14 protein-coding genes are annotated in these 13,172 nt (G+C 61.2%); 6 read left to right on the forward strand and 8 right to left on the reverse strand.

Going from position 1 to position 13,172, the window contains the following annotated elements; genetic code table 11:
• The first annotated feature begins 75 nt into the window (after nucleotides 1–75).
• Both ABIB90_RS19670 and ABIB90_RS19675 read left to right on the forward strand, forming a co-directional pair.
• Entirely contained in the window at nucleotides 76–840 is a 765-nt protein-coding gene (locus tag ABIB90_RS19670; protein ID WP_007601234.1) for an outer membrane protein, read from the forward strand.
• Between the two features lie 279 nt (nucleotides 841–1,119).
• Complete coding sequence (locus ABIB90_RS19675) at nucleotides 1,120–2,169, forward strand: SphA family protein (RefSeq protein WP_354201238.1); 1,050 nt, start codon at nucleotides 1,120–1,122, stop codon at nucleotides 2,167–2,169.
• A gap of 210 nt (nucleotides 2,170–2,379) precedes the next feature.
• Here the strand turns inward: ABIB90_RS19675 and ABIB90_RS19680 are convergent, their stop codons facing one another.
• A complete protein-coding gene (locus ABIB90_RS19680) occupies nucleotides 2,380–2,913 on the reverse strand; it encodes an HdeA/HdeB family chaperone (protein WP_354201239.1) in 534 nt (177 codons plus the stop codon).
• Between the two features lie 478 nt (nucleotides 2,914–3,391).
• On the opposite strand from ABIB90_RS19680, the gene ABIB90_RS19685 reads away from it, so the two are divergent.
• The 3 genes from ABIB90_RS19685 (at nucleotide 3,392) to ABIB90_RS19695 (ending at nucleotide 4,955) form a co-directional block, all read left to right on the forward strand.
• Entirely contained in the window at nucleotides 3,392–3,661 is a 270-nt protein-coding gene (locus ABIB90_RS19685; RefSeq protein WP_354201240.1) for a hypothetical protein, read from the forward strand.
• A gap of 363 nt (nucleotides 3,662–4,024) precedes the next feature.
• Nucleotides 4,025–4,453, forward strand: a complete 429-nt coding sequence (locus ABIB90_RS19690; RefSeq protein ID WP_354201241.1) for a phospholipase effector Tle1 domain-containing protein — start codon at nucleotides 4,025–4,027, stop codon at nucleotides 4,451–4,453.
• A 184-nt stretch (nucleotides 4,454–4,637) separates the two neighbouring features.
• Nucleotides 4,638–4,955 carry a hypothetical protein gene (locus ABIB90_RS19695; RefSeq protein WP_354201242.1) on the forward strand — a complete coding sequence of 106 codons (318 nt, stop codon included), beginning with the start codon at nucleotides 4,638–4,640 and terminating at the stop codon, nucleotides 4,953–4,955.
• Nucleotides 4,956–5,318: 363 nt separating this feature from the next.
• Here ABIB90_RS19695 and ABIB90_RS19700 read toward each other — a convergent pair whose 3' ends face one another.
• The 7 genes from ABIB90_RS19700 to ABIB90_RS19730 all read right to left on the reverse strand — a co-directional run bounded on the left by ABIB90_RS19700 (nucleotide 5,319) and on the right by ABIB90_RS19730 (nucleotide 12,253).
• Nucleotides 5,319–5,816, reverse strand: coding sequence for a Zn-ribbon domain-containing OB-fold protein (locus tag ABIB90_RS19700; RefSeq protein ID WP_354170179.1), 498 nt, complete (start codon nucleotides 5,814–5,816; stop codon nucleotides 5,319–5,321).
• Nucleotides 5,813–7,006, reverse strand: coding sequence for a thiolase C-terminal domain-containing protein (locus ABIB90_RS19705; protein ID WP_354170177.1), 1,194 nt, complete (start codon nucleotides 7,004–7,006; stop codon nucleotides 5,813–5,815). Before ABIB90_RS19705 ends, ABIB90_RS19700 begins: the two co-directional genes overlap by 4 nt.
• Nucleotides 7,006–8,286, reverse strand: a complete 1,281-nt coding sequence (locus tag ABIB90_RS19710; protein WP_354170175.1) for a CaiB/BaiF CoA transferase family protein — start codon at nucleotides 8,284–8,286, stop codon at nucleotides 7,006–7,008. Before ABIB90_RS19710 ends, ABIB90_RS19705 begins: the two co-directional genes overlap by 1 nt.
• Nucleotides 8,287–8,334: 48 nt before the next feature.
• Complete coding sequence (locus ABIB90_RS19715; RefSeq protein ID WP_354170173.1) at nucleotides 8,335–9,522, reverse strand: ABC transporter substrate-binding protein; 1,188 nt, start codon at nucleotides 9,520–9,522, stop codon at nucleotides 8,335–8,337.
• 65 nt (nucleotides 9,523–9,587) lie between these two features.
• Nucleotides 9,588–10,550, reverse strand: a complete 963-nt coding sequence (locus ABIB90_RS19720; RefSeq protein WP_354170171.1) for a PDR/VanB family oxidoreductase — start codon at nucleotides 10,548–10,550, stop codon at nucleotides 9,588–9,590.
• 35 nt (nucleotides 10,551–10,585) lie between these two features.
• Complete coding sequence (locus tag ABIB90_RS19725; protein WP_354170169.1) at nucleotides 10,586–11,905, reverse strand: Rieske 2Fe-2S domain-containing protein; 1,320 nt, start codon at nucleotides 11,903–11,905, stop codon at nucleotides 10,586–10,588.
• Between the two features lie 36 nt (nucleotides 11,906–11,941).
• A complete protein-coding gene (locus ABIB90_RS19730; RefSeq protein ID WP_354170167.1) occupies nucleotides 11,942–12,253 on the reverse strand; it encodes a hypothetical protein in 312 nt (103 codons plus the stop codon).
• Nucleotides 12,254–12,415: 162 nt separating this feature from the next.
• Here ABIB90_RS19730 and ABIB90_RS19735 point away from each other — a divergent pair, with 162 nt between their 5' ends.
• Nucleotides 12,416–12,910 carry a MarR family winged helix-turn-helix transcriptional regulator gene (locus ABIB90_RS19735; protein ID WP_354170165.1) on the forward strand — a complete coding sequence of 165 codons (495 nt, stop codon included), beginning with the start codon at nucleotides 12,416–12,418 and terminating at the stop codon, nucleotides 12,908–12,910.
• Nucleotides 12,911–13,172: the final 262 nt, after the last annotated feature.

The following is a 13,172-nucleotide window of genomic DNA, read 5'->3' on the forward strand; positions in this document are numbered from 1 at the left end:
GCTTCGAGCTGGAATGCGGGACTGCCAAGAAAAGAGCCGGCATCGTTAGGGTGAAACGTGGATGGAGCAAAAAGAATGAAGAAGATTTGGTTGAGTGGCATGGCCTTGCTGGCCGTGAGCATGGCGGCACCCGCGTCAGCGGCTGATCTGGCTGCTAAACCTTATGTCAAGGCCCCGCCCCCGGTGATCGCGCCGATCTATGATTGGACCGGGTTCTACATCGGCGCCAACGGCGGTTGGGGACAAAGCCACGGCTGTGTGGATTTCGTGACGCCAGCAGGAACGGTCGCAGGTGGTTGCGCCGATCGCTCCGGCGGCCTCGCTGGCGGACAGATCGGGTACCGCTGGCAAACCAATCAGTTTGTGCTCGGCCTGGAAGCGCAGGGAGATTGGGCAGAAATCAAGAATACGCGCGTCAGTCTGATCGACCCGCTGATTTCGACAACCGGTAAGATTGACGCCATCGGCCTCTTCACGGCGCAGCTCGGCTGGGCGTGGAATGCCTCGCTGTTTTACGTGAAGGGCGGCGCCGCCGTGACGCGCAACCGATTCGATATATTCAACAACGTCACCGGGGTCGGCCTGGCATCGGCGGGCCACACGCGCTGGGGCGGCGCCCTTGGCGTCGGCTGGGAGTACGGCTTCACGCCCAATTGGTCGTTCGGTATCGAATACGACCATCTCTGGATGGGGCGTGATAATGCCGGCTTCGCAGGCGTAGTCACTCCCGGAGGGTTCGTCCTCACCGGCAGCGGGGTCAGCCAGGATGTGGATATGGTCACGCTTCGGTTGAACTACCGCTTCGGTGGATACGGCGCACCGGTCGCGGCAAGATATTGATCGCACCAACCTTTACAAACCAAAGCCCCGGCATGCCGGGGCTTTTTTTGTGCTTATGAATTCTTGGCGCTCGAGAAGCCGAGCATCTCCAGCGCAAGCACCTTGAGGGCTGCAACTGCGTCATCGCCCAAGACAATTGTCTCGAGCTGTTACCATTCTGTGACGCATTTGGACGTTGCTTGTGCCTAGTAGTGAAGGCCGTCGTAACCTGGGTCCTGCAGTTCGCGGAGCGCTTTGCTGTAACAGCGCTTGCTGCAAGTACTGCCCAGAGGTTTGCAAATGGGATCAAACAAACAGAGAAGCTGCGTCATCGACTATCTGGCGGTGGCCGCTCTCGTGCTTTGCACTGATGTTTCGCATGCCGACCAGGGCGGTAGCTCATTCTGGTTTCCGGGTCAGTTTGCAAGTCTCTCCGCGGTGCAGCAGACACCGGGCTGGGCGCTCAGTGTCATCGATTACCATTCCAGCGTCGCCGCCGCGGGGAGTGCTGCTGCGGCCAAAGAGATCCTGGCCGGCAAAATCCCCGCGAACGTCAACGTTAATTTGAATCTGCGTCTGAACGGGCGGGCCGATCTGGTCGCCCTTACGCCATCGTATACTTTCGCTACGGCGGAGCTTGGCGGTCAGTTGGTCGTAGGTATATCGGGCCAGTACGGCAGAGCCGCCACTAGTATCGCCGGAACACTGACAGCGATAGCCGGACCGATTGTGGTGACGCGTACCGGAATGCTCGAAGGCTCGCTTACCTCCTACGGCGACCTCGCGCCCTTCGCGCAACTACTATGGAACCTTGGCGTCGACAATTACATGGCTTACGTCACGGGCAATGTTCCCGTCGGCGACTATGATCCGACGCGGATTCCCAATATCGGGCTCGGGCACGGCGCGATCGACATTGGGGGCGGCTATACCTATTTCGACCCGGCGGCAGGAAACGAAATCTCGGGCGTCGCCGGCCTGACCTACAATTTCAGGAATCCCGACACCCAGTACCGGAGCGGCATCGATTTCCACTTCGACTGGGGCGCATCGCACTACCTCACCAAGCAGCTTTTCGTCGGCATTGTCGGATACGCCTACCAGCAAATCACCGACGATTCCGGCCAGAACCCGATCCTCGGTAGTTTCAGGTCACGCGTTTTCGGTGTCGGTCCGCAAATCGGGTACAGCTTCCCGGTCGCAGACATGCAGGGCTTCCTTGGTCTGAGGGGATACGGCGAATTTGGTGCAGCAAACCGTCCGTCGGGATGGAACACCTGGCTAACGTTCACTATTTCCCCGTCCGCTCCCGCCGCCGTAGCCGCCAGGAAGCATTTGGTTGTGAAATAAATCGGTTCCGAACTGGAAGGTCGGCTGCGGTCGGCCGAGGTCTCAAATGAGTCAAACTGCGAAGAACTCCAAGCTTCGCAAATCTTGTCCGACATGCGTCACTGAGCTAACCTCGATGAATGCGCCGCTACTTGGCTGACGGCCATCAACAGGAGTCAAACTAATACAGGGCGCGCTCTGTTGCTCGCAAGCGGCGGGAGACTGGTCCAGCTAACTAGCTCGATTCTGAATGGCCGTTGGTAAAGTGCGGGATTTGTTCTTCTTGCAGTATGCGACGACCGCACTGGAGTTCCTCTGCAGGCGCTCGTAGTCCAATACACTGTTGCTTGCTGCTGCGTTGTAGTAGCCGCTCATGAAGTATCTTACAAAATCTTGATCCGCTGGACCGTATGCCAACCAAGTTCCGCAGGGGATCTTGTTAAAATCCAGCGTAGCGTTAGGCACCGCAGCTACGCCTATCGATTTTTCCAGCCCTACCATCACACTGGCATTCGGGTTGGACTGGCACCACCCTCTTACGTTTGTGACATTTGCCCGATGCAGGTCAAAATCAACAAACGTCCTCCGACTTTCATAACTAAACCAGCCGGTCATCCAAGCCGAAAATTTGCCCGACGGTGTAGCCGGCATGGCGAGATATTCGCTACAGGTGATGCTGCGAATGTCCGTCGTTGTGCCAAGCGCCTCACTGGCGAACGTTGGGGCGATTAGGACGAACGTAACGATACTGAACCTGCACCTCATTGTGATGACTCCCGTAACGAGTGACCGACAGACTAATCGCGATTTGCTGTCACAGGACCTGCATCCCGCGGCTCCAAAGAGTAATCACCCATAGTGGCATGTGCCCGATTTGATCTAGATCAACCCACCAGGTAAGGAGGAGAGTCAGCCCGCTGCGCGGGACGCGATAAACTGCAAATCGTGTCACCGTTGTGACTGATGTCACGTGGAATCCCGTCTTGCCAAACACGTTGCAATGCTGTGCTTCGGTGTGCTCCCTGCCAGCGGGTCCCCGCGGCATGTGCAGGTCGCTCATTGATATTTGCCGATCGGACATTGACTTGGCGATCGGTTTTGCAAGGGGCTTTGCTAAACATAAGCATGCCGCGTTAGGCCGCGTTTGTCCGTGCGCGGTGGCTCTGTCCACCGCCCAAGGAGCGGCTTTTCTCGCGATGCGACGACAATTGCGATCTGTTCTCATTCGCCGATGTAGCCGGTAATGGCAAAAATCGATTTGCGAGCTGCCTGCTTGATCTGCTTCAATTCTCTTCTGGCTATCGGACGTAAGCTAAGCTTCTTGACAGGAGCAACAGCAGTGCCAAGCGCAGAACAGTGCCGAGAGTATGCTGCCGAATGCAACGCCAAAGCAAAGGAGGGGCGGATTTCTGCCCGCCGGTGCTCGGTACTAATGAATGTCGCCCGTAGCTGGACAGCGCTGGCCCACCAGCTTGAGAGCCTGACAGACATCGTCAAGGACGAGGCCAAGTGAAGGCTGCCTCGCTGGCCCGCACTGCGCCTCAATAATGAGCGACGACCGCATCCCCACCAAATTTGTACGATAGACGGGCGCGTACCACATCCAGTGTCTGACTTCCGCCCCTGTCCGCCGAACTAGGAGGGCTGGTGGAGATGGCAGTGAACTGGAGATGTGCGCTACCGAAGTCGTAGTGCTGGTACTCAAAGCGACCGATCCAGTTGCTGCCAAGCAGCTTCGCCTTGACGCCCGCGGAAGGCGCCAAGTTGATCCCGCCGCCCTCGGCCACAAATATCTGGGCGCGGCGCTCGTGACCTCCGGCATTGCGCTACTGATCGGGTTGCACTGGCTAGGTGGCTTCCTTCAGCCGGTCTTTCCATGGTCCAGATGGGTGGCCTGGATTCTGAGCTACCTCGGCATCGCCACAGCGCCGATTGCTTTTTCCATGAACTATCTGAAGATCGCGCCATCTTGCCCGGTTATGGATTCTGGAAGCGCCTGCAGACGGTGCATCTCGCTCCGCCGAAGCACAAATTCTACGACACGACCCTCAATCCGAGGGTGGGCTACGCTAAACATGCGATCTCGATCGACGAGAGCCGCGCCGATTTCAAGCGTGTCACCTGGTCGCCCACGGCCGAGAAGCAGGACAAACGAGACGTGCACGACAACCTTTTCTTCGAACAGGTCTGGTTTTCGGGCGTGCACGCCGATGTCGGCGGCGGCTATCTCGAGAACGAGGCTCGGCTCTCAGACGTCGCGCTCAACTGGTTGCTCGCCGGAGCTTCGCTCATCCCTGCGGCCTGAAACGCGACGGCAGTATGCTACGGCTGTCGCCCAATCCCGCGGGTGCACAATGAGCAGGCGGGAGGCTTCCTCAAGGCCGGGTTCGTGACCTGCCGATCGACCCGGAGACGGAAGACTCGAGATCACCGATGCACAAATCGGTCTATCGGCGTTCGGAGCAGCGTCCGTTCTTCTCTACGATCGCATGGCGGCCTACCGCCCGGACAACATGAGGGTGCACGTCGACTTCAACCACCACTTCGATGGGAGCGCGGCGCAGCTGCCCCAATGCGCCGCCGATGACATTGAAAGGAAGTGGGAAGATGCCGACCATGTCTCGGGCGGCTCTGACCCAGATGCAACATTGATGGAGCAGTTCTGTCGGGCGGCCTTCGAGACGCCTTTGGCCTCCGCGGAGACGAGGAGAGCACATCACAATGCCGAGAGTCGCCGCCCGGCCGTCAAAAAACACCGTTTGAAAAACCGTTTTAGTTCGGCCTTCTCAAACGGTTTCTCTCGCTAAGGTCTCGATTTAAATGGTGGGCGCACCAGGGCTCGAACCTGGGACCCGCTGATTAAGAGTCAGCCACGGGTCAAATACAATCAATGACTTATGGATCGCACTACTGCGCTTATCCGGCCGCGAATGGGCATTTGTCGCACCACATTCCACTCCCACCTACAGGATCGGGGGCGGTCGATATCCCTTGACGAACTTAAGAGCTGATTCGGTTCGGCTGGAATCGCAATCGCCCCAGCGGATTTACCGCCGCGCCAGATCGGTGGCGTTGCGATGCGTCGGGAGGGCAGCTTAACTCCCGATGCGCGGCTCCTTTCGGCGAAGTTCCGTCCAACTTGGGAAGCTTTCAGCCCCTTCGTGCGCGTTTTACGAACGATCTATTGGCATTCCGCTGGCTGGCTTGCCTCCTGGCGACGACATGCGCCACTGCAACAGGGAATAGGGAGTGCTGGAATCAGGATGATGTTCGAAACATCCTTCGACCGCGGCTCCTATCTTCACCGGTTGCAGCGGATCACCCAGGAGATTGCCCACCATCCGCACCGATCCGGCATGGGGGATCTCCACCAGCACCGCGACATAGGGCACGTGCTGGCGCAGAGAGGCATGCGAGGGATGCCACACGCGCTCCCAGCTGAAGATGCGGCCCCGCGCCTCGATCTCGGTCCAGTCGGGATCGAAGGCATGGCAAACATTGCAGATCCATTCCGGGCCGAACTGCCATGAGCGGCAACGGCTGCAGCGCTGCACCAGGAGACGGTTTTTCCGCAATCCGCTCCAGTAGGGCGCGGACAGACCGTCGGGCTCAGGCACGGGGATCGGCAAACCGTCGGCCAGATAATTCGGCATCTCGGGGCTGCTCATAGGGTCGCCTCCGAACCAAGAAGCAGATTGCTGACCGGCGTGACCATGGGCCCGGCGATCACCAGGGCCACGTCTTTCCGCTCGACCTGGTTGGTCGAGGTGCCGCGGACCTGGCGCACGGCCTCGAGGACGAGCTCAAGGCCGTGCATATAGCATTCGGCAAGATTGCCGCCGCTGGTGTTGAGGGGAAGCCGCCCCGATGGCGCGGTGAGATTTTCGAGTGTGAGAAAATCATTGGTCTGCTCGGGCTCGAAGAAACCATGCTCGGCGAGCGCCATGACGACACCTCCGGTGAAGTTTTCATAGGCTTGAACCGTCCCGACATCGGAAGGGCCTAGCCCGGCCATGCGATAAAGGTCGGGAGCAACCGTGTCGAAGCCCGCGCTGGCGTAGTTCGGCGCATTGTGGGGAACGGCTCCGCTGCGGTGTCCTGCGCCCATGGCCGCGCCAAGCACGAAGACCGGCTTCTGCCGAAACTCCCGCGCACGCTCCTCCGAAACAACGACGAGCGCGGCGGCGCCGTCGTTCTCCATGCAGCAATCGTAAAGATGAAACGGTTCGACGATCCAGCGCGAGGCATCGTATTTTTCGATGTCGAGAGGCTTGCCATGCATGACAGCGCGCGGGTTTGACTGGGCGTGGTGATACGACGCGAGCGCGATCGCGCGCAAAGCCGCCTGGCTTACGCCATGCTCGTGCATGTAGCGCTGCACCTTCATCGCGAAACGCTGCGGCGGCGCCAGGACGCCATACGGCATCAGATAGGCCTTTTCACCGGAAATGGTCTCGATGCCGCCGACCTGTCCGAAGCGGCCATATTGGCCCTGCGCCAATGCGCGGAACACCACGACGCAGTCGGCCAGCCCGGCCACAATGGAGGCCGCGGCGTTGGCCACCGCGGCGCAGCAGCCGCCTCCTCCGCCGCCCCATTGCATGGTCGTCGTACGAAGCCGGTGCGTACCGAGCGCTGAGGCCAGCCGCGAGGCTTCGTTTCGATCGTCGCTGTAAGACGAGAAGCCGTCGATGTCACGCGGATCAAGTCCTGCGTCTTTGCACGCGGCGAGAATGGCTTTCAACGAGAGCTTGAACTCGGGATCCGGCGACGTGCCGTGGCGATAATAATCGGTCTCGCCAATGCCGACCACGGCAACGCGGCCCCTGAGCGTCCGCTGGTCACCGGGCTTTGACATCAGGCCTTGCTGCCTCGCGGCGCATTCGGACCGAACGCTCCGGCTTCCGCCAGGCTTGCCATCCGCCTGTCGTCATAACCAAGCAATTCGCGAAGCACGCTCTCAGTATGCTGCCCGACCGCGGGAGCTGCGACAGGATCGGCAATAGGCGTCTCTGAATAGCGGATCGGGAGGCTGACATTCGGCACCCATCCCACCCTGTCGTGCGGAATGCGCGTGACGATCCGCCGTTCCCTGGCCTCCGGGGATCGGATCGCGTCTCCCACGCTTCGCACCTGTCCGTGGGGAATGCCGGCGGCCCTCATCCGCGCCTGCCAGTGCTCCCACGGTTGCTGCGCAAATGCTTCGCCGAGAAGCGCAAACAGCTCGTCGCGACGCCCGATCCGATCAGACCCCGTCGCGTAGATCTCGGCCGAGGCCAAATCCCTGCGATCAAGGACCTGCGACATCAGACGCTGAAATATCTTGTCGTTTCCGCAATTGATGTAGAACGCGCAGTCCTTGGCCTGAAACACGCCGGACGGGCACGTGTCCGGACTGGTGTTTCCACCCCGTTGAGGATTCGCGCCGGTGAACAGATGCTGCATCGTTGCGTAGCCGGTCATCAGGACGGCGCTGTCGAACAGCGAAAGCTCGACCGCCTGTCCGAGGCCGGTGCGTTCGCGAGCAACCAGGGCGCCCAGGATCGCATTGCTCGCCATCATCGCCGTGCTGATATCCATGACCGGCGACAAGGCCCGTACGCCCTCGCGATCGGCGTAGCCGTTCATCGATACGAAGCCGCTTTCGACCTGGGCAATCGGATCGAAACCCAGCCGATCCGCAAACGGCCCGTCGCGGCCGTAGGCCGAGACCGAGCAATAAATGATCTGCGGCCTGATCTTGCGGCAGCTTTGGTAATCCAGTCCGAAGCGCTCCATGACGCCCGTCGAGAAATTCTCGACGATCACGTCCGCCGTCGCAATCAACTCCCGCACGATCGCGACCGCGCTCTCCGATTTGAGATCGAGCGCGACGCTGCGCTTGTTGCGGTTGGTCCAGAGAAACGGGGCGCCGAGCCCGAGCTCCTTGTCCATGGGTGGGTAGCGGCGAAGATCATCGCCGCGGCCCGGCACCTCGATCTTGATGACCTCCGCTCCCATATCGGCGAGTATCATCGTCGCGAACGGTCCGGCGATGAAGTGCGAGAAGTCGATCACCCTGATGCCATCCAGCGCGTTTGGCGCGCCGGAAGGACGGGGCGTATGCTCGGGGAATTCCGCTTCGAGCTGATTCAACATGGTGTTATCCGATAAATTGCTGTCATTGGACGTCGCGAGTCGCGTCGGTCAATTCGCTTTTGCGCTCTCGACCAGCGTGCAGCCGCCCTGGTCGAGCGGCCGAAACGCCTCGGGCCCGGAGAGAACGCCGATGTTTTCCAGCAGGTCCCATTTGCCTTTTGAGGTCTTGGGGTCCTTGGCCTTGAGGATATACATGTCGTGGATCGCGCGGCCGTCCGGACGGACCACCACGCGACCGTACAGCGCATCGTCAATCGGCTTTTCCTTCATCTTGCGGATGACGGCCTGCGCATCGTTCGTTCCGGCCTCGTGCGCCGCGTTCAGATAGGCCATGACGGACGAATAGACGCCGGCATGAAAGGCGGTGGGCGAGTGGCCGTGCCGGCGCTCGCTGAACTTCGCCGACCAGGCACGGCTGGCGTCATTGAGATCCCAGTAGAACGGCTGCGTGATGATCATGCCCTGCGCTGTCGCAAGCCCGCTCGATTCGATGTCGTTGGTCGTCGCCAGCAGCGCCGCAAATTGCCGTCCCTTCTCCTTCAGGCCGAATTCGGCAGATTGCTTGATGAGATTGACCGTATCGCCGCCGGCGGTTGCGAACGCGATCACGTCCGCGCCGGAGGCGTCGGCCTGGAGAATGAACGAGGCATAGTCCGGGCTGTTGATCGGCACGTTCACCGATCCGAACACGCTGCCGCCGCCGGCGGTGATGACGGACGTTCCATCGCGGACCATCGACTTCCCGAGCGCGTTGTCGGTGGCGATGAAGTACCATTTCTTGCCGCCGCGACCGACGAGATACTCGCCGATCGTGTGCGAGGACGCCCAGGTGTCGAACGTCCACTGGATGGTATTGGGCGAACAGAATTTTCCGGTCAGATCCGACGACGCCGCGCTTGACGCGATCAACGCGACCTTGCTGCCGCGCACGACCTCGTTGACGGCGAGCCCGACCGCCGAATTGGGGACATCCGCAACGGCATCGACCCCGTCCTGGTCCATCCAGCGCCGGGCGATCGCGGCGCCGATATCAGCCTTGTTCTGATGATCGGCCGAAATGATCTCCACCTTGAAGCCTGGATTGGCCTTCATGAACTCTTCGGCCGCCATCTTCGCGGCCGTGACCGAGCCCTCGCCGGCATTGTCCGAATACGGTCCGGAGGCATCGTTGAGAATGCCGATCTTCATGACGCGAGCAGAATCCGCCAGCGCCGGCGAACACACGGCAGCGATCATCAGGACTCCGACAAATTGCGATACGGATCTCATGCGTTTCATCCCTTGATTATTACTGCATTCCACTAGAGGTCCAAAACGAGCGTGCGCGTCCTGGAGCCCGAGCAGCAGATCATGATCGTCTTGTTGGAGGCCTGCTCTTCCTCGCTCAGATATTGATCGCGATGATCCGGTGTCCCTTCCAGCACGCGCGTCTCGCAGGTGCCGCAGACACCCTCGCTGCAGGCGTAGTTGGGAGAAATGCCGGCCTCGAGCAGCGACTCCAAAATGGTCTTGCCCGCTTCCACTGCGAGGGTGCGGTTGCTTCTGGCCAACCTGACCTCGAAGCCACCCTTGAGCGCCGGGGCCTCCCTGGCCTGGAAATACTCGAAATGGACGCAATCCTCGGGACGGTCGGCCGCGGCGGCCTCGAACGCTTCCAGCATCGGCGCGGGGCCACAGCAGTACAGATGAGCTTGCGCGGGCGCTTGCTTGACGATCGACGCCACGTCGAACATCCGCCCCGGGCGCTCGTCGTCGACGTCGACGTGTAGATTGAGATGGACGTTGGGCCGCAGGCTTCCGATGTCATCGAGAAACGCCGCCGCAGCACGCGTCCTCGCGGCATAGAACAGGTCCCAGCGGCGTCCCAGAAACTCAAGCCGCCGGATCATCGACAGCAACGGCGTGATGCCGATGCCCCCGGCGATCAGGACGGATGTCTCGGCATCTTCGCGCAGCGGAAAATTGTTCTTGGGGGCCGAAACCGGCAAAATATCTCCGACCCTGACATGGTCGTGGAGGAAGCTCGACCCTCCGCGGCTCGCGGCGTCTTTGTTGACCCCGATCACATAGCGATGCCGCTCGCGCTGATCGTTCAACAGCGAATAGCTCCGGATCATCTTGTCCGGCAGGTGCAGATCGATGTGACTGCCGGCCGTGAACGGATCGAGCTCGCCTCCGTCCGGCGGCACCAACTCGTAGGAATTGATGCGTTCGACCTCGTAGGTCATCCGCTTGACGCGAACCGGGATGACACGCTCGGTCATGGCGCCATCCTCCGCCAGTTGAGAGGACGTCCTGCTCACATCTCGTATCCGAAATCGGCGCCGAGCTTGGCCTGCATGAACGGCGCGCCGACGTCGACCCAGGAATCCTCCGGAGGAAGCCGCAAGGACACGGCTCGCACCATGAACACGTCGGGATCAACCACGCCCTTTGGCTTGGTGCCATGATCGCGATAGGCGCCCAGCGCTTCGAGGATGAAGCGGCGCGTCATCGCGATTCCGGTATCGCTCGAGCAGAGATTCTCTTTCGTCCGGTCGAAGATCGGTGAAACGCCGCTCTGGCAGGCACCGTCCTGCACCCACAGCCCGGGCAAACCCGAGAACCAGGTCGAGCGCTGGGACTCGTAGTCGAATTGGAAGCCGTTCTGCGGATTGTACCTGGTCCAGTAGCCGGCATAGGGGACCGTCGCGGGATGCTGAACGAGCGCGTTGCGACTGGCGTGCCCGCTCTCGCGACCATTGTGCCCTTCCGCGAAGATCTGCCGTGTCTTGGAGCGGAGCGGCTCGGAAGGATGGTATGAGAACATGATGCAGAGCGTGTTCTCGTCGTCGATCGGCACCCAGGCGTGCCCGCTGAGATCCGGGAACGGAGACAGCGGCGGGACCAGCGTGTAGAACGGGAGCATGAACTGGTTCACGCGCCAGTAGAGCGTGTTGGCGTCGTAGTTGCGCCGCGCAGCGATGCTCATCCCGAAATCCTGCTTGATGCATTCGAATGTCGGGCGAAGGTCCCGCTTCTGGATCCACGCACTCGTCGTGCCTTGGGCATCCAGGCGGCCATGGAGCAACGGCGCGTGCGCCGAATCGATCTCGCCTTCCACGGCCTGCAGCCAGTTGCACTCCTGGACGCGCAGGCTGACATGCACCTGCTCCTGCGGCACGAGATTCCATTCGACGTTCGGAAGCGGCGGCGGATCGGCCTGGTCGGGGCCCATATAGGTCCAGATCATGCCGTTGCGCTCGCGGCTTTGGTACGCCTTGATGCGCACCCGCTCCTTGAGACGGCTACGCACCGGCTCTGCCGGCATATCCGCGACGGCCCCCGTCACGTCGAACTTCCAACCGTGATAGACGCAGCGCAGCCCGCAATCCTCGTTGCGACCGAAGATCAGGGGAGCGCCCCGATGCGGACAGGCCTGGTCGACCAGGCCCACGCGCCCCTCGGAGTCCCTGAAAGCGACCAGATCCTCGCCGAGCAACCGGATCCGCCGCGGCTGGCCGTCCGGGGTCAGATCGGCCGAAGGCAGAAACGGAATCCAGTAGAGACGGAAGAGTTCGCCAAGCGGCGTGCCCTTTCCGACTCTCACCAGCCGCTCATTGTCTTCATGTGAGAGCATGACAGGTCTCCATTTCGAATCGAAGGCATCAGGTCGTTATGGGTTTGCCGCGGTGAGCAGCGGAGCCACGCGCTCCGCCAGGCCGAGGTCGCGTACTGTCCAGAGTGGATCGCATGTTGCGAGCGGCTGGCGCGGTGTCGGAGGCTGCCGGCCCTGCTCGACCAGGCCGACGATGATTTCGATCCGTCGCCGCTCGAGATCCCGGAGCGCGTGTTCGACCACAGCGCCTTCCGCCGCGCAGCCCGGCAGTTCCGGATAAGCGAGGCGGATCAGCCATTGTCCGGGCGCCGTCTCCACAGCTTCCGCTTCGAGCAGATAAGGGACCGCCAGCAATTCGCGCAGATGCAAAGTGACCTCCCTGGCAATTGATACGTATACGTACTATAATTCCAATGCTCTTGCAATGGCTCTAATTCGGCCAATTACGCCGCATTGCGGTAGAGTTGAGCTCGCCGACCCAAGCTGTTACCCGCGAGGCGACCGTCAGGAATCGGAGCGAGGTTGAAGCACATGAGCGCAGGCAAACGCACGGAAACGGATACAGCAGCGGAGCTTGCGCGCACCTGGCAACTCGAAGGCGGCATCGGATTTCTGTTGCGGCTGCTCGAGGCCCGGTATGACGGTCTCTACCAGGCCCTGACCCGACAGAGCGACATCACGCCACGGCAGTTCGGCGTGCTCATGGCGCTCTACCAGCAGGGTCCGATGACGGCGTCCGTTCTCGCCGACCGCATCAGCTGCGACCGGAATACACTCAGCGAGATGCTCAAGCGCATGGCCGGGCGGCGGCTGGTCTCAAAGAAGAGCAATCCGGAAGATCGCCGTTCCATCCAAATCCAGATTACCGCCAAGGGCGAGGAAGCTTTGCTTGCGGTCATTCCAGCGGCAGCCGAGCTGCAGAGCCTGATGCTGGCGCCCCTGCGCAAGGAAGATCGGGCTCATTTCCTGAAGTGCCTGCTCGCGATCGCAAAGGCCTCCCCCGTCGCCGGCGTGCCGGACGAGTGACACCGGTCGCCTCGGCGAGGCCGTCGCCTGGTCGCGCGGCCCATCGCGCCAGCGAGATCTCCCCGACCTGCCGTTTGGAGACCTCAGGACCCCTGCTCGGGCTCTTATGCCTCCGCGACGTCTCGTTGGGGACTGCCGCGCCTCGGCGTCCCACCTTCAGATATTGATGCCGTGTCCGGTCTGGCGGTCCAGCTGATTTCGCCGCTCTCGAATGCCGCCGGGTAGGGCGCGGCCGGAGGGGGGCCGGAGAAGACGCCGGGCC

The organism is Bradyrhizobium sp. JR4.1, from assembly GCF_040548605.1.
Classification (GTDB): domain Bacteria; phylum Pseudomonadota; class Alphaproteobacteria; order Rhizobiales; family Xanthobacteraceae; genus Bradyrhizobium; species Bradyrhizobium canariense.

Coding starts and splice junctions, on each gene's coding strand:
- ABIB90_RS19705 (WP_354170177.1), bottom strand. CDS start 7,006: ATGTCAAAGCCCGGTGACCAGCGGACGCTCAGGGGCCGCGTTGCCGTG.
- ABIB90_RS19685 (WP_354201240.1), top strand. CDS start 3,392: ATGGCAAAAATCGATTTGCGAGCTGCCTGCTTGATCTGCTTCAATTCT.
- ABIB90_RS19680 (WP_354201239.1), bottom strand. CDS start 2,913: ATGAGGTGCAGGTTCAGTATCGTTACGTTCGTCCTAATCGCCCCAACG.
- ABIB90_RS19720 (WP_354170171.1), bottom strand. CDS start 10,550: ATGACCGAGCGTGTCATCCCGGTTCGCGTCAAGCGGATGACCTACGAG.
- ABIB90_RS19715 (WP_354170173.1), bottom strand. CDS start 9,522: ATGATCGCTGCCGTGTGTTCGCCGGCGCTGGCGGATTCTGCTCGCGTC.
- ABIB90_RS19695 (WP_354201242.1), top strand. CDS start 4,638: ATGGCGGCCTACCGCCCGGACAACATGAGGGTGCACGTCGACTTCAAC.
- ABIB90_RS19710 (WP_354170175.1), bottom strand. CDS start 8,286: ATGTTGAATCAGCTCGAAGCGGAATTCCCCGAGCATACGCCCCGTCCT.
- ABIB90_RS19700 (WP_354170179.1), bottom strand. CDS start 5,816: ATGAGCAGCCCCGAGATGCCGAATTATCTGGCCGACGGTTTGCCGATC.
- ABIB90_RS19735 (WP_354170165.1), top strand. CDS start 12,416: ATGAGCGCAGGCAAACGCACGGAAACGGATACAGCAGCGGAGCTTGCG.
- ABIB90_RS19670 (WP_007601234.1), top strand. CDS start 76: ATGAAGAAGATTTGGTTGAGTGGCATGGCCTTGCTGGCCGTGAGCATG.
- ABIB90_RS19725 (WP_354170169.1), bottom strand. CDS start 11,905: ATGCTCTCACATGAAGACAATGAGCGGCTGGTGAGAGTCGGAAAGGGC.
- ABIB90_RS19675 (WP_354201238.1), top strand. CDS start 1,120: ATGGGATCAAACAAACAGAGAAGCTGCGTCATCGACTATCTGGCGGTG.
- ABIB90_RS19690 (WP_354201241.1), top strand. CDS start 4,025: ATGGTCCAGATGGGTGGCCTGGATTCTGAGCTACCTCGGCATCGCCAC.